16 protein-coding genes are annotated in these 19833 nt (G+C 62.6%); 9 read left to right on the top strand and 7 right to left on the bottom strand.

Annotation, left to right across the window (positions count from 1 at the left end):
* The first annotated feature begins 21 nt into the window (after positions 1 to 21).
* The 4 genes from QMO80_RS08405 (at position 22) to ubiA (ending at position 4162) form a co-directional block, all read left to right on the top strand.
* Complete coding sequence (locus tag QMO80_RS08405; RefSeq protein WP_283199656.1) at positions 22 to 1281, top strand: cyclopropane-fatty-acyl-phospholipid synthase family protein; 1260 nt, start codon at positions 22 to 24, stop codon at positions 1279 to 1281.
* 34 nt (positions 1282 to 1315) lie between these two features.
* The gene (locus QMO80_RS08400) at positions 1316 to 1897 is read left to right on the top strand and encodes a histidine phosphatase family protein (RefSeq protein WP_283199655.1); all 582 of its coding nucleotides are present in this window, start codon (positions 1316 to 1318) and stop codon (positions 1895 to 1897) included.
* Between the two features lie 326 nt (positions 1898 to 2223).
* On the top strand, positions 2224 to 3036 hold the full coding sequence (locus tag QMO80_RS08395) for a MipA/OmpV family protein (protein WP_283199654.1): 813 nt from the start codon (positions 2224 to 2226) through the stop codon (positions 3034 to 3036).
* 166 nt (positions 3037 to 3202) lie between these two features.
* The gene (gene ubiA / locus QMO80_RS08390; RefSeq protein ID WP_184345105.1) at positions 3203 to 4162 is read left to right on the top strand and encodes a 4-hydroxybenzoate octaprenyltransferase; all 960 of its coding nucleotides are present in this window, start codon (positions 3203 to 3205) and stop codon (positions 4160 to 4162) included.
* Between the two features lie 105 nt (positions 4163 to 4267).
* On the opposite strand, the gene QMO80_RS08385 is transcribed toward ubiA, so the two are convergent.
* Entirely contained in the window at positions 4268 to 4834 is a 567-nt protein-coding gene (locus tag QMO80_RS08385; RefSeq protein WP_064837041.1) for a DUF6101 family protein, read from the bottom strand.
* A 297-nt stretch (positions 4835 to 5131) separates the two neighbouring features.
* Between QMO80_RS08385 and QMO80_RS08380 the strand changes: the two genes are divergently transcribed.
* Positions 5132 to 8467, top strand: a complete 3336-nt coding sequence (locus QMO80_RS08380) for a DUF1217 domain-containing protein (protein ID WP_283199653.1) — start codon at positions 5132 to 5134, stop codon at positions 8465 to 8467.
* A 254-nt stretch (positions 8468 to 8721) separates the two neighbouring features.
* Here the strand turns inward: QMO80_RS08380 and QMO80_RS08375 are convergent, their stop codons facing one another.
* The 3 genes from QMO80_RS08375 to QMO80_RS08365 form a co-directional block, all read right to left on the bottom strand.
* The gene (locus QMO80_RS08375; protein ID WP_283199652.1) at positions 8722 to 10158 is read right to left on the bottom strand and encodes an FAD-binding oxidoreductase; all 1437 of its coding nucleotides are present in this window, start codon (positions 10156 to 10158) and stop codon (positions 8722 to 8724) included.
* A 33-nt stretch (positions 10159 to 10191) separates the two neighbouring features.
* Positions 10192 to 11166, bottom strand: coding sequence for an L-threonylcarbamoyladenylate synthase (locus QMO80_RS08370; protein ID WP_283199651.1), 975 nt, complete (start codon positions 11164 to 11166; stop codon positions 10192 to 10194).
* Positions 11167 to 11254: 88 nt separating this feature from the next.
* On the bottom strand, positions 11255 to 11863 hold the full coding sequence (locus tag QMO80_RS08365) for a DUF6656 family protein (protein WP_283199650.1): 609 nt from the start codon (positions 11861 to 11863) through the stop codon (positions 11255 to 11257).
* A gap of 391 nt (positions 11864 to 12254) precedes the next feature.
* On the opposite strand from QMO80_RS08365, the gene QMO80_RS08360 reads away from it, so the two are divergent.
* A complete protein-coding gene (locus QMO80_RS08360; RefSeq protein WP_283199649.1) occupies positions 12255 to 13499 on the top strand; it encodes an aromatic ring-hydroxylating dioxygenase subunit alpha in 1245 nt (414 codons plus the stop codon).
* A 158-nt stretch (positions 13500 to 13657) separates the two neighbouring features.
* Complete coding sequence (locus QMO80_RS08355) at positions 13658 to 14128, top strand: BA14K family protein (protein WP_283199648.1); 471 nt, start codon at positions 13658 to 13660, stop codon at positions 14126 to 14128.
* A 313-nt stretch (positions 14129 to 14441) separates the two neighbouring features.
* Here QMO80_RS08355 and QMO80_RS08350 read toward each other — a convergent pair whose 3' ends face one another.
* Entirely contained in the window at positions 14442 to 14705 is a 264-nt protein-coding gene (locus tag QMO80_RS08350; protein WP_283199647.1) for a DUF982 domain-containing protein, read from the bottom strand.
* Positions 14706 to 15003: 298 nt separating this feature from the next.
* The gene (locus tag QMO80_RS08345) at positions 15004 to 15999 is read right to left on the bottom strand and encodes a transporter (RefSeq protein WP_283199646.1); all 996 of its coding nucleotides are present in this window, start codon (positions 15997 to 15999) and stop codon (positions 15004 to 15006) included.
* Between the two features lie 222 nt (positions 16000 to 16221).
* Here QMO80_RS08345 and QMO80_RS08340 point away from each other — a divergent pair, with 222 nt between their 5' ends.
* Both QMO80_RS08340 and QMO80_RS08335 read left to right on the top strand, forming a co-directional pair.
* The gene (locus QMO80_RS08340) at positions 16222 to 18000 is read left to right on the top strand and encodes an acyl-CoA dehydrogenase (protein WP_283199645.1); all 1779 of its coding nucleotides are present in this window, start codon (positions 16222 to 16224) and stop codon (positions 17998 to 18000) included.
* Between the two features lie 29 nt (positions 18001 to 18029).
* Positions 18030 to 18785 (top strand): crotonase/enoyl-CoA hydratase family protein, encoded by a 756-nt coding sequence (locus QMO80_RS08335; protein WP_283199644.1) that lies wholly within the window; start codon positions 18030 to 18032, stop codon positions 18783 to 18785.
* Between the two features lie 36 nt (positions 18786 to 18821).
* On the opposite strand, the gene QMO80_RS08330 is transcribed toward QMO80_RS08335, so the two are convergent.
* On the bottom strand, positions 18822 to 19832 hold the full coding sequence (locus QMO80_RS08330) for an MBL fold metallo-hydrolase (protein ID WP_283199643.1): 1011 nt from the start codon (positions 19830 to 19832) through the stop codon (positions 18822 to 18824).
* Between the last annotated feature and the right edge of the window lies 1 nt (position 19833).

Below are 19833 nucleotides of genomic sequence, written 5' to 3'. Positions count from 1 at the left end.
TGTCACATTTGCGAGGCGTCCATGGCGTCGGCTTTCCTTTCGATCGTCCAGCAAATCATCCGCAAGGGTTCGTTGGAACTTACCCTTGCCAATGGCGATACCTATATGATCGGCGACGGCACCGGCGACATGGTGGTCGCCCGGCTTGCCGATCAGGAGGCCGAGGACGCCATCCGCCGCGACCCGACGATGAAGCTCGGCGAAATGTACATGCAGGGACGGTTCATTCTCGAACAGGGCAATATTTATGATTTCCTGTCGCTGGTGAAGCAGAACACCACCAATGAAATCTTCGATTTCAAAATGGCGGCACTGCTCGTCGGCCGTATTGCCTGGCAGCAGCTGAAGAGCCGCGTGCCGGTCAATCGCAACAAGCACAATGTCGCCCATCATTACGACCTGTCGGCCAAGCTCTTCGATCTGTTCCTCGACGAGGACTGGCAATATTCCTGCGGCTATTTCGAACCGGCCGGCATCGGTCTCGACGAGGCGCAGCTCGCCAAGAAACGCCATATCGCCGCCAAGCTGCTGCTCGAGCCGAACCAGCGCATCCTGGAAATCGGCTCCGGCTGGGGCGGCATGGGCATGTATCTGACGGAGGCGACCGAGGGCGCCGATTTCACCGGCATTACGCTCAGCGAAGAGCAGCTCAAGGTTTCCCGCAGCCGCGCCGAAAAGCGCGGCCTTGCCGAGCGCCTGCGCTTCGAGCTGCAGGATTACCGCAGCATGACCGGCAGGAAGTTCGACCGCATCGTCTCGGTCGGCATGTTCGAGCATGTCGGGATCGGGAATTACCCCAATTTCTTCCGCAAGGTAGCCGATCTGCTCGACGACAACGGCGTCATGGTGCTGCATTCGATCGCCCGCCCGAAGCCGAGCTTCGGCACCAACGCCTTCATCGAGAAGTATATTTTCCCCGGCGGCTACATCCCCTCCGTCGGCGAAGTCGTGCCGCCGCTCGAAAAGGCCGGGTTGCTGGTCAGGGACGTCGAAATCCTGCCGATGCATTATGCCTATACGCTGCGCCATTGGCGCGAGCGTTTCGTGGCGCGCAAGGCCGAAGCGGTGGCGCTTTACGACGAGCAGTTCTTCCGCATGTGGGAATTCTACCTGGCCGGCTCGGAAATGGGCTTCCGCTGGGACGAGCTCTTCATCCTGCAGATCCAGATCGCCAAGAACCAGTTCACCGTTCCCGACAATCGCAGTTACATCGCCCGCAACGAAGCCAGGCTGAAGGAGTTCGAGGCAAGGCGCCCGCCGCTTGAGAAGGTGACGTTCTGAGCGCAGAAGCTGGATGTGATGAAAGGACATGCCGATGAGCACCGCGTTTCCCGAAATCTATCTGGTGCGCCACGGTGAAACCGAATGGAGCCTGTCCGGCCGCCATACCGGCCGCAGCGATATTCCCCTGACGGCGAATGGCGAGGCCGCCGCCCGCGAGCTCGCCGAGCGGCTTTCCGGCCACGCCTTCTCCGCCGTCTGGTCGAGCCCGTCGGCGCGTGCCCGCAAAACCTGCACGCTCGCCGGCTTCGGATCGGGTGCGGTGATCCGCGACGATCTCGCCGAATGGGACTATGGCACCTATGAAGGCATCACCACCAAGGCGATCCTGGCGGAGCGCCCCGGCTGGCAGCTCTTTCGCGACGGCTGCCCGAACGGGGAGTTCGCCGCCGATGTCGGCGCCCGCGCCGACGCCGTCATTCATGCGCTTCGCGAGGCCACCGGCACCATCCTGATCTTCTCGAGTTCGCATTTCCTGCGCGTGCTCGCCGCCCGCTGGCTCGGCCTGCCGCCGCAAGGCGGTGCGCATTTCGTGCTGGATACGGCCAGCATCAGCGTGCTCGGCTACGAACATGATCTGACGGAGCCGGTCATCCGCCGGTGGAACCAGAGATAGGATGCCATCAGCCGTGTGGCCCCTCATCCGACCCTTCGGGCCACCTTCTCCCCGCAGGGGAGAAGAGGGAGCAAGGCGCGCCGGCACTGGCTAAATGAACCGTCTCCTCAAGGCACAGGATTCCAATCGGAGTCGATGACGAAGCAACAATCTCCCTCTTCTCCCCAGCGGGGAGAAGGTGGCCCGAAGGGTCGGAAGAGGGGGCCGCACGGCACGACTTTCATGAGCGCCCTTCGCCGTGGTTAACATTGGGGTAACGACCTCACGATAAATGTAGCCAACGCCGCTCTCCGCGGCTTTGTTTTTGCGTTTTCTGGAGTGCGGACGTGTCTCATCGATCAGTCGTATCGATCTCTTTGGCTATTGCCCTTTTATCCTTTGGTTCAGCGGCGGCGCAGGAAAGCGGCCAGCATTTCTGGTCGGGCGACTGGTATCTGAACGTCGGCGTCGCCGGCTTCTCGGCGCCGAAATTCGAAGGCTCGTCGCATAATGAATTCAAGTTCAGCCCGCTGATTTCGGTCGGCCGCCAGGGCGCCGGCCCGCGCTTTTCCTCGCGCAACGACAACCCCTCTTTCTCCCTCATCGACAAGGGCGCCTTCCGTGCCGGCATCGTCGGCAAGTTCGTGCCGTCGCGCGATGCCGGTGACGACAGTGACCTGAAGGGCTTGAGGAAGGTCAAGTGGGGTGCCGAGGCCGGCGGCTTCGTCGAAGTCTACCCGACCGATTTCCTGCGCGCCCGCGCCGAGGTTCGCCAGGGTATCCGCTCCCATGACGGCGTCGTCGCCGATCTCGCCGTCGATGCCTTCACCGATATCGCGCCCGACCTGCAGCTGTCGGGCGGCCCGCGCGCGACATTTGCGACAAGGGGCTATTACGACGCCTATTACGGCGTCAGCGCCAAGCACGCCGCCGCAAGCGGCCTCGATCCTTACAAGCCGTCGGCGGGCATGCAGTCTTATGGCGCCGGCGCAGCGCTGACATGGAAGGCGACCGAAAATCTCTCGGCAAGCTCTTTCCTCGAATATAAGCGGCTGGCCGGTCCCGCCGCCGACAGCAGCCTGGTGCGTGACCGCGGCTCGAAGAACCAGATCGTGATCGGCGTCTCGGCGACCTACAAGTTCAATTTCTCCCTGCAGTGATCCAATGCATGTCGCCCGGAAGTGTGCCGCGGTTCCGGGGTAACGACATGCATTAAACATCCAGTGCATGTCGCCCGGAAGTGCGTAGCGGTTCCGGGATAACGACATGCATAAGACAAAGAGATCGCTTCTTGACCGGATCGCCGGCCGGTCGCTAGATGGCGGCATGCAAGATTCCGGCGATTTCAACGACCGCGTCTCCGACGCACCTTCCGACAACTGGGTCTACCGGATTCTGCCGCCATGGCTCTGGCCCTATGCGCAGCTCGCGCGCTGGGATCGCCCGATCGGCTGGCAGCTGCTGATGTGGCCGTGTTTCTGGTCGGCGACCCTTGCCGCCAACGCGGCGATCGGTGAGGGGCTTTATTCCGGCAGCCTGCTGGTGTCTCACCTTTTGCTCTATTTCATCGGCGCGGTCGCCATGCGCGGCGCCGGCTGCACCTATAACGATCTCGTCGACCACGAGATCGACATGGAAGTGGCGCGCACGCGCTCGCGTCCGCTGCCCTCCGGCCGCGTTACGCGTGCCCATGCGAAGATCTTCATCGGCCTGCAGGCGCTGGTCGGGCTTTTCGTGCTCTTGCAGTTCAACTGGTTCACCGTCTTCCTCGGCCTGCTGTCGCTCGGCATCGTCGCGCTTTATCCCTATGCCAAACGCTTCACCGACTGGCCGCAATTTTACCTGGGGCTTGCCTTTTCCTGGGGCGCGCTGATGGGCTGGGCCGGCATTTTGGGCGGGCTTTCCTTTGCTTCCGTCCTGCTCTACGCCGCCTCGGTCGCCTGGACGATCGGTTACGACACGATCTACGCCCATCAGGACAAGGAGGACGACGAGCTGATCGGCGTCCGTTCGACCGCGCGCCTCTTCGGCGACAGGACGAGGGCATGGCTGATCGGCCTTTACGGGCTGACGCTGGTGCTGATGTTTGCCGCTTTCGCGCTCGCCGGCGCCAATCTCATCGCCTTCCTGGCCTTGCTCGGCGCCGCCGGCATGTTCGCCTGGCAGATCGTCCGGCTCGATATCGACGATGCCGCCCAATGCCTGGCGCTCTTCAAGTCGAACAATCGTGTCGGCCTGATCATCTTCTTCGGCCTCTTCATCTCGCTGCTCTTCGCCATTCCCTGATTGGGCCCTTGATTGGGGCCCCTGATTGGGGCGATGGTAAAACGGCAAACCCGGCGCGGGCGCCGGGTTTCAAATGCTTGCGAAGACGAAGTGTCGCGATTTCGTTCAGTTGCGGGCGATGATTTCCTTACCTTCGATCCGCATGGCGACGCCCAACTGGCCGGTGGTGCGGCGCACGAGGAAGCGCGGGCGGCGGTTGGCGAAGTAGGAATGGCGGCGGCGCGGCTTGAGATCGCTGGTGCGCAAGGCGCCGATATGGTCTTCCAGCGGCCGGGCGACGCCGTCGGCCTCGACCATCAGCATCGGAATGCGGAAGGCTTCCGACCAGCCGCGCCAGTCGGCGGCGATATCGCTGAGATCATGGGCGACGAGCAGCGGAATGCAGAGTTCCGGATCGGCGTGGTGAAGCTCGAGCGTGACGGTAACCTCGCCGTCGCCATGGTCGATGGCGCGGGCGGCGACACCTTGGAAGACGCGCTTCGGCAGCGCAATCGAGAGCGGCAGGCCGCTGGAGGGCAGGACCTTGCGCAGGACCGCGCCGCGTTCGTCTATGGTGATGTTGACGTCATCCGAACAATCATGGATGGCGTAGCTGACCTGCTGCGGAAAGCGGGACGGATCGAGGCGTAACGTCGTGCCAGCCCAGGCGGGCTTCATTACCGGATTGTTCATGTCATTCTACCCTTGTCTTACCTGAGAGCCGATTTCCGCTCTTCTCCTTGGGACTTTTCGTCCTCTATGGCCGACAATAGGCACCCGCCCTTCCGTACAGCTTAAAAATTGCGGTTAAGAAAACTTTGCCTCCTCTGATGGTTATCAAAACCGAATCCGGCAGGGTTTCCGGAAGGTGAACGTGATGGTGTGCTGAAGTGGTGCATCCCGAGGTAAGTCTCAGGTAAGCTTTCTGTGGCAAAATATGCTTACCAGCAGTTCGTTCTTTTAGAGATTTTGCCGAAAAGGGCGCGTTTGATGATCACGGCTTCCCTCGCTTACACGATCCTGTCGAAGGACATGACGTCGAGCCTGAACAAGGTCGCGTCCCAGGCGACGGTCAAGAAGGACGCTCAGTATTACGCCGACCATATCAACAAGGTCACCGATGTTGACGACTTCCTCGGCGATTACAAGCTCTACAGCTATGCGATGAAGGCCTATGGCCTTGAAGATATGACCTACGCCAAGGCCTTCATGAAGAAGGTGCTGGAAAGCGATCTCACCGACCCCAACAGCTACGCCAACAAGCTGTCCGATACGCGCTACCGCGAATTCGCCGCCGCCTTCAATTTCAACGCGCCTGACAAGGACGTGCAGACGGACGCGCAGGAGGACGATCTCATCGGCCTCTACAAGCAGTCCTTCGTCGACGCCGATAAGGCGGCGACCGCCGAGAGCACCTATTACGGCAACAATATCGACAGCGTGCAGACCGTCGACGATCTGGTCAACAACACAAGGCTTCGCACCTATGTGCTGAAGACCTTCAACATCGATCCCACTTATGCGTCGAAGGATTTTCTGCGTCAGGTGCTGACGAGCGATCTCAGCGACCCCACGAGCGTCGTCAACACGCAGGGCGGCGACAAGTACAAGGCGCTTGCCGCCCAGTTCAGCTTCAACGCCGACGGCACGGTCACCGGCACGGCCCAGACCGCGGCGCAGAAAGCTTCGGTCATCGAGGCCTACACGCTGAATTCCCAGTCCGTCATCATCGACAATTCGGTCGGTTCGGATGTCGTCTACGTCAACAAGACGGCGGCCGACTACAACAAGGCCTATTACACCGCCAAGATCGGCACGATCACCAATGTCGACGACCTGGTCGCCGACAAACGCCTGACCTCCTACATCACGACGGCCTACAGCATGGGCGCCGACTTCACTGCGGCGGCACTCCGGACGGTCCTGACCGACCCGGGCTATGCCCAGCTGATGGGCTTCACCAATGTCTACAACGCCTTCAACTTCAAGTCGGATGGTTCGACCTCGAACACGGCGCGCGTCCGGACGGTCGACCAGGCGAACAAGCTGTCGTCGGCGGCGTCGCAGACCGCCAACTACTATAAGGTGACTTCGCAATCGAGCGGCATCACCAATGTCGACGACCTGCTCGCCGACGCAAACATGGCGCGCTACATCAAGGATGCCTATGGTCTCGGCACGGATTTCAGCAATGCCGATCTGAAGAACATCCTGACCGACTCCGCCTATGCCGCCGCCCAAGGCCATGCCGATCTCAATGCCGATTTCAACTTCCAGGCGGATGGATCGATCAACGGTTCGGTGATCCAGACGGACACGCAGCGCAAATCGACCACCGACAAATCGGCGGCGAACGCGACCCACTTCAACGCCATGATCGACAATGTCACCAATGTCGACGACATCATGTCCGATCCCGTTGCGGTCAGCTATCTCAGAACCAGCATGCAGATCGCCGACAGCGTTTCCGATGCGACGCTGCGGACCTTCCTCGTCGATCCCGCCGCCGCCAGCGCCCAGGGCTACAGCGACGTCCACGATCTGTTCAATTTCAAGACGGACGGTTCGGTCGCCACCCTCTATGCCTCGCAGACGGCCGCGCAAAGCGCCAGCACATCAAGCAAGGCCGACAGTGCCGCCGTCTATTACCAGTCGACCATCGCCGGGATCTCGAACGTCGATCAGCTGCTGTCGGACCAGAAGCTCAACAACTTCGTGCGCAATGCCTACGGCATCCCGTCCACCGTCACCGATGTCGCTCTTCGCGCCATCCTGACCGATCAGAGCGGCACCGGCACCTATGCCGACGTCGCCGCCGCCTTCAATTTCAAGGCGGACGGCACGCTCGAGGACGGCATGTCGGCGCAGACGGCGGCACAGATCACCAACACGAAAATTGCTGCCGGTGCCCGCACCGACGACTATTCCGCCCGGATGGCGACGATCGCCAATGTCGATGATCTCATCGCCGATCCCGCCATCACCAATTTCCTGAAGAGCACCTATAATCTACCGCTGAATATCTCGGACGCCGATCTGAAGAGCTTCCTGACCGATGCGACTGCCGCTTCAGCCGCCGGTTATGCCGATCTCAACGCCGATTTCAACTTCGCCGCCGATGGATCGCTGCCGGTCGTAAGCTCGGTCCAGACGGCCGATCAGGCGCAGACCACCAACGACAATTATATGGCGCGCTATGATGACGAGCGCGACGAGGCGATCGACGAGGTTGCCTCCAACTATTCGAGTATGATGGCCGACAGCACCAGTCTGCTCGATACTGCCGAGATCAAGTCCGTCAACGATTTCCTGCGCACCAATTCCGCGGCCGATTTCAAGAAGAGCAACGACAATCTGCCGGATCCCTATCATGTGGCGCTGCAGGCCTTCGGCCTGACCGACCAGGAAGTGCCGCGCTCGATGATGCGCAAGATCCTGACGAGCGATGCCTACGACCCGGACGGCTATATCGCCTCCTTGAAGGATGAGCGCATCACCAACCTTGCCCGCGCCTTCAATTTCGGCCCCGACGGCAAGGCGGCGTCACCCTTCCAGGCGCTGCCCGACGCGACCATGGCCAAATACGCCACCGACTACAAGGCGCATATGACCATGCTGCTGAAGGCCGGCCCGGTAAAGGACAAGGCATCGAAGGACGCGACGGCCGAGGTGGATTATTTCGCCAAGGGCATGGCGAAGGTGAAATCGCTCGACGATTTCCTCGACGACAGCCGTCTGACCGATCTGGTGCTGAAGGCGAACAATCTCGACCCGAAGGATTACGACAAGGCGACGCTGAAGAAGATCTTCACCTCCGATCCCGACGACAAGAAGAGCTACCTGAACGCCAAGGCCGATGCACGCTTCCAGGATATCGTCGCTGCCTTCAACTTCGACAAGGACGGCAATCTCACCCGCGCCAAGATAGGCACCATCCAGAACAAGGCGGCCGAGGACCACACCCAGGAGCTCTACGTCCAGCAGACGCTGGAAGCCCAGCAGGGCGAAAGCAACGATGGTGTGCGCCTGGCGCTCTATTTCAGCCGCAAGGCCCCGAGCATCACCTCGATCTATTCGATCCTCGGCGACAAGGCGCTCTATCAGGTCATCACGACGGCCTACAGCCTGCCTTCGCAGATGTCGGGCATGGACGTCACCAAACAGGCCGACCTCCTCAACCGCTTCGTCAAGCTCGAGGATCTCCAGGACCCGAAGAAGGTCGACAAGCTGCTGCGCCGCTTCACCGCGATGTACGACGTCCAGAACAGCACCCAGCAATCGCCTGCCCTGCAGATCCTGACCGGCGGCGGCACGCAGTCGTCTTAATTGCTCTTCAGTTTCAATAGTTTGCCCCTCACCCTAACGCAACCGGGGTCGAGCCACACGTCTCGCCCCGTCCTTCGGACCCCCGTAAAAACGGGGAGAGGGGACGTGCCCCGCGCGAGGTTGATGGGAGCGGAGAGGTCGCGGCTCGCCCCTTTGCCCCGCGCGCGCGGGGGGTCCGAAGGACGGGTCGAGACCCGTGGCTCGACCCCGGTCGGTGCCGGCAGGCGGATGAGGGGCGACCCCGACCACTACCCTCACACGTCGAGGCTGACCACCTTCCCAGGGTTCATGATACCAGCCGGATCGAAGGCGCGCTTGATGCGGCGCATCAGCTCGATTTCGATGGCCGGGCGGATTGCCGCCAATTCGTCGCGCTTCAGCTGGCCAATGCCGTGCTCTGCCGAGATCGAGCCGCCATGGGCCAGCACCAGCCCATGCACGATGTGGTTCATTTCGCGCCAGCGGGCGATGAAGGCGGCCTTGTCGGCACTGAGCGGCTGGGAAATATTGTAATGGATATTGCCGTCGCCCATATGGCCGAAGGCGCAGATGCGGGCGCCGGGCATCGCCGCCATGACGGCTTCTTCGGCCTCGGCCATGAAATGCGGGATCCGCGACACCGGCACGGAAACATCGTGCTTGATCGAGCCGCCTTCCGGCTTCTGGGCATCCGACATGCTCTCGCGCATGTGCCAGATCGCCTTCTGCTGCGCCACCGATGCGGCAATCACCGCATCGAGCACCAGCCCGGCCTCAAAACCCTGTTCGAGCACGCCGTTCATCATCCGCTCGGCCGTCTCCGCCGAATCCGACGTCGAAATGTCGATCAGCACGTACCAGGGATAGGCCGCCTCAAGCGGATCGCGCACGCCGTCGATGTGGCGGGTGGTGATCTCGACGCCGAAACGCGGCATCAGCTCGAACCCGGTGAGCGAAGTGCCGCAGAGGCTGGAGGCAAGGTTGAAGAGAGCAAGCGCATCCGCCACCGAATTCAGCCCGGCGAATGCCACCTGATGGCCGAGCGGCTGGGGAAACAGTTTCAGCACCGCGCCGGTGATGATGCCGAGCGTGCCTTCGGCGCCGATGAAAAGGTCGCGCAGGTCGTAGCCGGTATTGTCCTTCTTCAGGCGGCGCAGGCCATCCCAGATCTCACCGGTCGGCAGCACCACTTCGAGACCGAGGCAGAGCTGGCGCATATTGCCGTAGGCCAGCACCGCCGTGCCGCCGGCATTGGTGGACAGATTGCCGCCGATGCGGCAGGAGCCCTCCGAGCCGAGCGACAGCGGAAACAGCCGCCCATGCGCCTCGGCCGCCTTCTGCACCTCGGCCAGAATGGCGCCGCCGTCGGCCACCAGCACGTTCGCCACCGGATCGACATCGCGGATCCGGTTCATGCGCTCGAGCGACAGGATGATATCGGACTTGCCGGCACGCGGCGTCTGGCCGCCGACGAGACCGGTATTGCCGGTCTGCGGCACGATCGCCGTCCCGGTCTCCGTCGCCAGCTTCATGATATCGGAGACTTCTTCGACCGAGCCGGGCTTGAGCAGGAGAGGGGAGGCGCCATGATAGAGCCCGCGGTTCTCGATCAGATGCGGTGCGAGATCGGCTTCGCCGGCAAGCGCGTATTTGTCGCCGACGATGGCTGCGAAGCGGTCGAGAAGTTCGGTGGAAATGCCGGTGCTGCTCATCGGGTCGGTCCTTCGTCGATCGGATCGGATCTGTCAGTCGCGCGGAGCCGCCGCCCGCTGCAGGCGGTCGTTGATCGCTTCGCCGAGCCCCTCGTCGGGAATGGCTGAGAAGGCGATGCTCGACGCCCCGCTGGCATCGGCCCGCTTCATATAGTCGAAAAGATTGGCCGCAGCCTCCGCCAGATCGCCGTCCGGGCTGAGATCGAGGACGATCCGCGCAGCCTCCGCGCCGGAGACCGCGGCACTGCCGAAAGCGATCAGCGCTTCGCCGGGTTCGACCGTCGTCGCATTGAGACGCACCGAAGCGCCGGGCGCGTAGTGTGAGGCAAGCATGCCCGGCGCTTCGATCGCCGCCGATGCCGTCTTCGCCCTCAGCAGCGGCCGGCCTGCGACGCGCTCGATCTCGCGCGCCGCCAGGCCGCCGGGCCGCAGCAGCCTCACCCGGTCGCCCTCCACCTTGACGATCGTCGATTCGACGCCGACGGTGCTTGGGCCCGCATCGAGGATCAACGGGAGCTTCGCCCCGAGATCGGCCTCGACATGGGCCGCACTCGTCGCGCTGATCGCGCCTGAAGTATTGGCGCTGGGGGCGGCGAGCGGCCGCCCGAAGGCGCCGATCAGGGCGCCGGCAAAACCCTTCGGCACACGCACCCCGACGCTGTCGAGCCCGGCGGTCGCCAGCGAATGGATCGGGCTTTGCGGTTTCAGCGGCAGCACCAGGGTCAGCGGTCCGGGCCAGAAGGCCGTGGCGAGCGCCCGCGAGACGGGGTCGAATTCGGCGTGTTGCTCGGCCATGGCAAGATCGGCCATATGGCAGATCAGCGGGTTGAAGCGCGGCCGTCCCTTGGTCTCGTAGATGCGGGTGATCGCCGCAGGATTGGTGGCGTCGGCGGCAAGGCCGTAGACGGTCTCGGTCGGGATGGCGATGGCAAAGCCGTCGGCAAGAGCGGCTGAGGCCGCCTCAAGTGCTGCCCGCCTGTCTGCCTCTATGTCGATGATGCGTGCCATGTGCTGCCCGATGCTTTGGTCCCGGCAGTCCTTAGGCTTTCCGCTGCTTGCGATCAATCGCGTTGTTGGCCTCACGCATGCGTGCGCGTCACAGCTGGCGGATGATTTCGCGCAGCTGTTCGTTGCGGGCGCCGAGCAGCAGGATGTTGCGGATCGCCGCCTGCGGGTCATCGGTGCGGAACAGCAGGCCGTTGCCGCGCACCGACCGGTCGATGGTCATCTTTTCCTGGGAGTTCTCGCCCGCCTTGATGGCGACGGCGAAATACATGCGGGAATAGCCGACATCGATCCGTTCGAAGAAATTGTCGTTCTCGCCGATGTCGGAATAGAAATTGGCGATGTAGAAGGCCCAGCTTACCTCTTCGTAACGGGCGAACTTCGTCCGTGCCGCGGTGACGTGGCAATAGCCGAGATGCGGGCTGTCCTCCAGCGTCCGGTGAAAGATCATCTTCGGAAACTGGATCGAGTGGTGAAAGCCGTTGATGTGCTGATGCGTCTTCTCGCCGGCGACCTGCAGCTTGCGGCCGGTCTTGGCGGCGACCTCGTCATGGGTGAAATAGCGCTTTTCCTCGGCCAGCCAGTGCCGCCGCTCGCGGGGGATGCGGCCGGTGCGCAGAAATTCGGAATGCGCGGCTATCGGCTGCCGCTCCGGCAATCTGCTTGCATCTCTAGCGTCGAAATAACGGAGTTTGGCCATGGTTCGCGTGCTTCGTCGGTCTCGGATCATGATGAGGATAGGACCGTATGCTTAAGGCGGTGTTAAAATGGTGCGGGGTGCCGCTCACGTGGAGGGCGGATATCGGCCGATGTCGCAAACGCGATGGCGGTCGCTATTGGGCCGCCGGCCTCTTTGTGGATCGGCTCTTTACGCCATGTCGCAATTGACGATAATTGCCTGCAGAGTCGGCCGATGCGATCGACCGGATGGGCGGATTTAAGCCCTGCCGCATCCTGTCGTCAATTTCGAAGCCGATGTCGCATTACAACCGAGCGGCAGAGATGCCAGATGATTAAATGGTTGCCATGAACAATTCTCCCGAAGGAGAAGGAAGCGGGCGCGCTTCCACCGGGTGCACGAGGACATGAAGATGGATATTCGCAGCAACGTTTTGCGTCAGCTCAAGAACCGCCGTGAGGGCTTCAGCCTCGAACGGCCATTCTACATCGACGAGGACTATTTCCAGCTCGATATGGCGATGATCTATTATCGCGACTGGCTGTTCATCGGTCATGATTGCGAGCTGCCGAAGCCGGGCGCCTATTTCACCGTCCAGATCGGCAGCTATCCCGTCGTCATCGTCCGCGGCAAAGACAATGTCATCCGCGCCTTCCACAACAGCTGTCGTCATCGCGGCTCGCGCGTCTGCACCAAGGAGCACGGCTCCTCCGTGCGCCTGGTCTGCCCCTATCACCAGTGGACCTACGATCTCGAAGGCAAGCTCGCCTTCGCCCGCCATATGGGCGATGATTTCGACAAGACCGGCTTCAATCTGAAACCCGTCCATTGCGAAGTCGTCGCAGGCTATGTCTTCATCTGCCTTGCCGACACCGCCCCGGACTTCCAGCCGGTGCGCAACAAGATCGAGCCCTATGTCGCGCCGCACCGGATCAGCGAGAGCAAGGTCGCCTTCCAGAGCACGATCATCGAGAAGGGCAACTGGAAGCTCGTCTGGGAAAACAACCGCGAGTGCTATCACTGCGCCGCCAATCACCCCGAACTCTGCCGCACCTATCCCGAAGCCCCGAGCGTCACCGGCACGGATGGCGGCGCCGACGATCCGGAGATTGCCGGCCACTGGGCGCGCTGCGAGGCCGCCGGCCTGCCGAGCAGGTTCCAGATTTCGCCGGACGGTCAGTTCCGCACCGCCCGCATGCCGCTGATCGAAGATGCCGAGAGCTACACCATGTCGGGCAAGCGCGCCGTCAAGCGTCCGCTCGCCGACGATATCTCGATCAGCCATATCGGCACCATGCTGCTCTTCCACTACCCGACGACGTGGAACCACCTGCTCGGCGACCACGCCATCTCCTTCCGGGTGCTGCCGCTCAGCGCCAACGAGACGGCGGTGACGACCAAGTGGCTCGTCCACAAGGACGCTGTCGAAGGCGTGGATTACAACCTCGAGGAACTGACCCACGTCTGGACCGAGACCAACGACCAGGATCGCCGCATCGTCGAGGAGAATGCTTTCGGCATTCACTCGCCGGCCTATGAGCCCGGCCCCTATTCCTCGCTGCATGAGGGCGGCGTCATGCAGTTCCTCGAATGGTATTCGAACTTCATGGTGAACCGCCTGCAGGGCGACCAGGCGAAAATCTCCGCCGTCGCCTGAGGCATGTCGCCCGTTCCGGGCGACCTCCCGGTTAATGCCCGGTTCAGATCGATTTCTTTAAAAATACGAAAGCAGCCGGCCCCCGGCCGCTTTCGGAACCATTCCGGCACGAAAGCGTTGCTGAGCAGGCGGTTATCGCTGTGGAATGGGAGAGAAGAATGTTCGGTTTGAGTAACAAGATCGCGACCGCAGTTCTGGCTGCCACCGTCGTTCTGACGGGCTTCGTGCCGTCGCAGGCAATCCAGATGCCGACCGCCCCGCAGGTGGAAAAATCCTCCGCGGTCGAGAGCGTCCAATACCGCCGCTACTATCGCCGCGATTATTACCGGCCAGGCTATCGCCCCGGTGCTTATTACCGGCCCGGCTATTACGGCGGCTATCGCGGATATTCCTACTACCGCCCGGGATATCGCCATTATAACGGCTACTGGTATCCGCTCGCCGCCTTCGGCGCCGGCGCGGTCATCGGCGGCGCCATCGTCGCCCAGCCGCGCTACGTCGAGCCCGCGCCCCGCATGGGTTCAAGCCACGTCGCCTGGTGCGCCAACCGCTACCGGTCCTATCGCGCCTACGACAACACCTTCCAGCCCTATAACGGCCCCCGCCAGCAGTGCTATTCGCCGTATTGAGGTGAGGTAAGGGAAGCGCGACGCGAGTTGCTTCGGCGGAGGAGTTGGCCGGAACATCACCCCACCCTCCGTCATCTTCGGCCTTGAGCCGAGGATCCATGCCCGCTGCTGATGGAGGCCAACGTGTCCGAGGATGACGGAGGGTGGGGGAGCCCTGCGCCTAATTCCGTGAGATATCCTGGTTAGCAGCGCCTGTGGCGGGAGACACGATTGCGCCGCGACTATGTCGTTGGACGCTTCCGTCAACCGGCTCCGTTTTTTAAGAGCGCGACTATCCGCAAGGTCGACCAAGCCGAGTCCCCACGCCCGCCGGTCAGTGAACGGCGGTGATGACCGACATGCCAGCTTCGTCGGCGGCACGGATAAGCGCTGCTCGCGCGTCCTGAGCCGGAATTTCCCCACGAATCGCATCCCGGCACGCCCTGATCGCAATGAGATATTCGTCTCCATCGTCGATCGGCCAGCCAACCGTCAGCATCTCGGCGGCCTGCACAAGGCTTGCGACGAGCTTGTATTTTTCCGGCCCACTCACAACGAACATCAGAGGGACGAACTCTTCGGATATGCACCATTTCATGACATTAGGCCTCCCCACGGTAAATGTATTAGTAACCGTGCAAGAACCGTTCCGGGATCACCCGAGCGTCGATCGCTGAGATTGCCCGCCATCGCCGAGGCCAGACATCGGATGGACGAAGCCGCGAAAGCTGCCCCTCACCCTAACCCTCTCCCCGTTCTGACGGGGCGAGGGGACGTGCCCTGCTAGACGTTGACGAGGGACGGAGAGGGCGCGGCATATTCCCTTCGCCCCGCAAGCGGGGAGAAGGTGCCGGCAGGCGGATGAGGGGCAGCAGCGCCCACCCCACCTCTCAGATTCAAAGAATATCCACCCGCCGCAGCAGCCACCAGGCAAAGGCGATCGAGGCGACGATGAGGGCGACGGCGTATTCGGTGCCGTAGTCGCCGACGGCGAAGGGCAGGTTGGCGGTGTTCATGCCGAAGAAACCGGTCACCAGGGTCGGCGGCAGCAGGAAAGCGGTCATGATCGACAGCAGATAGAGGTGGCGATTGGTCTCGGAGGATTGTTTCGAATCGATTTCTTCGTGCAGCAGGCGCGCCCTATCCTGCAGCGCATAGATATCGTGGTCGACCGTTTCCAGCCGGCTCGTCAGCCGCCGCGCCACGTCGTCGAAGCCGAAGGGCATCTCGTCCTCGTCGGCCGCCGCGGCGCGGCGCATCAGCGCCAGCACCGTGCGCAGATGCCGGTGCAGCCTGACCACGGTGCGCCGCACCGGCGCCAGCCGCCGGCGTTCGTCGCGCGGCGCATTGTCGTAGACGAAATCCTCGATCAGGTTCAGCTCATCGGTAAGCTCGATGACAATGGCGATCAGCGTGCGCTGAAACTCGATCACCAGCAGTTCGAAGAGATCGACCGGCCGCGAGAATTTGCCCGGGTTCTTCTCGATCAGCGCCCGCGCCCGCTCGACGCTGCGCAGCGGCTGCAGCCTGGTGGTGATGATGAAGCGGTCGGACATGGCGAAATGCAGCCAGCCGAGATTGCTGGTATCCTCAGCGAAATCGCGCTGGCAGTCGACGAGCGTGCCGTAGAGCATCTGCTCGTCGACGGTGATGGTCGCATGCGTGTCGCGCGTCGTCAGCGCCGATTTCGCGTCCTCCGTCAGCCCGGTGAGTGTGTCGAGCAATGCCGGCACACGCGCGTCGACAAGGTTGAGGTGCAGCCAGTAGAAACAATTGTCGGCGGTCAGATCCACCACCGTCGCGCTGTTGTTCAGCCGCACTGCGGTCTTTTCACCCGGCGAGAAGCGATAGGCCCAGACGAAACCTGGGATGTTGACGGGCAATGTATCCATTGGTCGCCGATCCTTTGCGAAGGCGATGTCGTTTTCTGAGGTTTCCCCCTAATGAGTCTTCATGACGGCTATTTGTGCGACGGTGCAAGAGCTCGGCGCCGTTTCAGTGGAATTATGGCATGGCAGATCGGCAAATCGAAATTGACGTTTACGTAAAAATCAATTAGCCCTTTGCCCCGGAGGGCTTTGCGCGGGATGCAGGCCGGTCCTGCGGAGGAAACAATGTACAAGGCGCCCGTCGAGGAAATCGCGTTCACGTTGAAGCATGTAGCCGGCATGGGCGAAGCGATTTCACTAGGGCTTCTCGGCGATCTCGGCGAAGATCTGGTCGATGCCGTCCTCTCCGAGGCGGGACGTTTTGCCACAGAGGAAGTGGCGCCGCTCGCCGACATCGGCGACCGCCAGGGCGCCCGTATGGAAGGCGGCGAGGTCAGGCTACCGGATGGCTGGCGCGATCTCTACCGCAGCTGGATCGCCGGCGGCTGGAACGGTCTGACGGCGCCCGAAGCTTTCGGCGGCCAGGCCCTGCCGCATATGCTGAACGTCGCCGCGCTGGAAATGTGGAATTCCGGCTCCATGGCCTTCGCGCTCGCCCCGACGCTGACGATGGGCGCCATCGAAGCGGTCAGCACCCATGGCAGTGCGGCGCTGAAGGAGACATATCTGGCAAGGATGGTATCCGGCGAATGGACCGGCACCATGAACCTGACGGAGCCGCATGCCGGCTCCGATCTCGGCGTGCTCAAAGCCCGCGCCGAGCGGCGCGCCGATGGCAGCTACCGCCTCTTCGGCCAGAAGATCTTCATCACCTGGGGCGAGCACGACGCGGCCGACAACATCATCCATCTGGTGCTGGCCCGCTTGCCGGATGCGCCGGCCGGCACACGCGGCATCTCGCTCTTTCTCGTGCCGAAATTCCTGGTGAAGGACGACGGCTCGCTTGGGCCCCGCAACGATCTGTTCTGCCACTCGCTGGAACACAAGCTCGGCATCCACGGCTCACCGACCTGTACGATGATCTACGGCGACGGCCGGTTCGGCGACGAAAAGGGTGCTGTCGGATGGCTGGTCGGCGAGGAGAACAAGGGGCTCGCCTGCATGTTCACGATGATGAACAATGCCCGTCTCGCCGTCGGCATGCAGGGTGTGGCGATCGCCGAGGCCGCCACCCAGAAGGCGCTCGCCTATGCCAAGGAGCGCACCCAGGGCAAGGCGCCCGGCTGGAGCGGGGCCGGCATGAGCCCGATCGTCGAACATCCCGATGTCATCAGGATGCTGCTGACGATGAAAGCGCTGACGCAAGGCGCGCGCGCCATTTCCTATGCCTGCGCCCACGCGATCGACATGTCCCACCGGGCCGGCGACGTCAGCCGCCACTGGCAGGAGCGCGCCGCGCTTTTGACCCCGATCGCCAAATCTTTTTCGACCGATGCCGGCGTCGACGTCGCCTCGCTCGGCATTCAGGTGCATGGCGGCATGGGTTTCATCGAGGAGACGGGTGCGGCGCGTTACCTCCGCGACGCCCGCATCGCGCCGATCTATGAAGGCACCAACGGCATCCAGGCGATCGACCTCGTCACCCGCAAGCTGCCGCTTTCGGGCGGCGATCAGGTCGAGGGTTTCATCGCTGAACTGAAGGGGATCGCCGACAGCGTCCGCCGCTCCAATCTCGATGGTTTCGGCGAGACCGCCGTCAGGCTCGACGCCGGTATTGCCGATCTCGAAACGGCGACCGCCTGGCTCATCAAGATGTTGGCCGATGGCAAGGCGGTCGAGGCGCTCTCGGGTGCGACACCCTATCAGCGCCTGTTCGGCCTCGTGCTCACCGGCTGCTATCTCGCCAAGGGCGCTCTCGCCGAAAGCAGCGATGGCAGGGGCGAGGGCCGCGTCGCGCTCTGCCGCTTCGCCGCCGAAAACCTGCTGGCCGAGACCGCAGCCCTTGGCGACCGCGTGGTCAATGGCGCGGCAAGCCTAGCCGCCGCCCGCATCCTGCTCGCCTGAGGCGACCCCAAGACCTCTGAGGACATCCAATGACCGATCACATCATCGTCGAGCAGCCGTCCGCCCATCCAGGCGTCCAGCTCATCCGCTTCAACCGGCCGGAGAAGAAGAACGCCATCACCCGTGCCATGTACCGGACAATGGCCGATGCGCTGAAGGCGGCCGATGCCGATCCCGCCATCCGCGCCATAGCCTTTCTCGGCACCGAGGGCTGCTTTTCCTCAGGCAATGATCTGAACGACTTCCTTGCCGCCGCGGTCGGCGGCGGCGGCCTGGAGCAGGAAATCCTCGATTTCCTCTATGCGCTGGTGAAGGCCGAAAAACCGGTGGTCTCCGGCGTCGACGGTCTGGCGATCGGCATCGGCACGACCATCCATCTCCATTGCGACCTGACGATCGCCTCGAACCGCAGCCAGTTCCGTACACCCTTCGTCGATCTGGCGCTGGTGCCGGAGGCGGGCTCCAGCCTGGTTGCGCCGCGCCTGATGGGCCATCAGCGCGCCTTCGCCCTGCTGGCGGCCGGAGAGGCCTTCTCGGCCGCCGACGCGAAGGACGCCGGTCTCATCTGGAAGGTGGTCGAACCCGGCGAGGTCGATACTGTGACGCTGACGACCGCCGCCCGCCTTGCCGCCAAGCCGCCGCAGGCGCTGCGCATCGCCCGCGATCTCGTCCGCGGCGACAGGGACGAAATCATCGCCCGCATCGACGAAGAGGCCCGTCATTTCTCCGCCCGTCTCAAAAGCGCCGAGGCCCGGGCCGCCTTCGAGGCCTTCATGCGCCGCTAAACCGCGTCAGATGAATCAGGCTTGGCGCGACGGGCTTTAGACCGCCGGCACATCGAAGACCTCGCCGGCCCTGAGCGGCCGGAACCGTTCCGGCGGAATGTCATGCTCGCGCATTGCGTCTTGCAATGCCCTCGTCGGCGCGTCGACCGCTTCATTCGTCAGTTGGAACGTCGCGAAGTGATGCCCCGCCACATAGGCCGCATTGGCCAACGTCATCCCGATCACCGCCTCCTCAGGATTCTGGTGCTGGCCTTTCATGAACCATCGCGGCTCATAGGCGCCGAAGGGTAGAATGGCGAGGCGAAAGCCGCCATGCTTCTGCTGTGCGGCTTTATAATTGATGCCGTGGTGAAAGCCCGTATCGCCGACGTGATAGATCTTTCCGGCCGGAGTCGACAAAACGAACGACGCCCAGAGCGCCATGCGGCGATCGGTGCCGCCGCGGGCGGACCAATGATGCGCCGGTTCCGCATCGATGCTGATGCCGGCGTGCGAGATGCGTTCGCCCCAGTCCATCGATATCGTCTCCATATCGGGCACGGCACGGCGGATGATCGTGTCGTTACCGAGTGGCGTCACGACACGCGGCCGATGCTTCGCATGCAGCCGCTTGAGCGTTGCGAGATCGAGATGATCATAATGATTGTGCGAGATCAGCACGAGATCGATCGGCGGCAGATCATCGAATGCGATGCCCGGTCGGACGACGCGTTTCGGCCCGGCAAAGGTGAAGGGGCTGACGCGCTCCGACCACACCGGGTCGGTGAGGATATTGAGCCCGGCGACCTGTACCAGCATGGTCGCATGCCCAACCATCGTCACCCGCAGATCGCCACCGTCGACGCGTGGATCGGGCTTGGCCGCCGCATATGGGCTTGGGACCGAGTTCGGCCAACGCGCACGGCCACCACCGAATTGCCACCGCAGCAAATCGCGGAAACCAAGCGGCTCAATACCGTCGGGATTGAAGAAGTATGTGCCGTCGAAGTGATCGGACACCGGGCCGGTATAGTAAGGGTTGCGTCGTTTGGTTTTTCCGACGGGCACC

This window comes from Rhizobium sp. BT03, assembly GCF_030053155.1.
Lineage (GTDB): Bacteria > Pseudomonadota > Alphaproteobacteria > Rhizobiales > Rhizobiaceae > Rhizobium.
Note: the sequence above shows the minus strand (reverse complement) of the source record. Positions and strands in the feature narration are given on the sequence as shown.